This window comes from Caballeronia glathei, from assembly GCF_000698595.1.
Classification (GTDB): Bacteria; Pseudomonadota; Gammaproteobacteria; order Burkholderiales; family Burkholderiaceae; genus Caballeronia; species Caballeronia glathei.
In genome coordinates, this window is record NZ_JFHC01000322.1 from 1 (window position 1) to 387 (window position 387).

General features: G+C 59.7%; 1 protein-coding gene. It reads left to right on the forward strand.

Annotated features, from left to right (window positions below; all coding sequences use genetic code 11):
• The coding region (locus tag BG61_RS38970; RefSeq protein WP_035943902.1) for an IS66 family transposase at positions 1-387 on the forward strand (387 nt) is incomplete at both ends.

Sequence of the window (387 nt, forward strand, 5' to 3'; positions counted from 1 at the left end):
ATCACCTTCCGCTGTACAGACAAGAACGCATCTTCGCGCGTGCCGGCCTGGCCATTCCCCGATCAACACTGGGCCAATGGGTGGGCACGTGTGGCGTTCAACTGCAGCCGTTAGTCGACGCGCTAAAAGAGAAGATCCTGAAGCATCGCGTGTTGCACGCCGACGAGACACCGATTTCGATGCTCAGTCCGGGAAAGGGGAAGACGCACCGCGCTTATCTCTGGACTTATTGCCCGGGAGCATTCGAACCATTGAAGGCGGTTGTCTACGACTTTGCCGAGAGCCGCGCGGGCGAACATGCGCGAGCCTTCCTTGACCCATGGCGCGGCCACTTGGTGTGCGATGACTTCGCGGGCTATAAGCAGCTGTTTGCCCAAGGCGTGACCG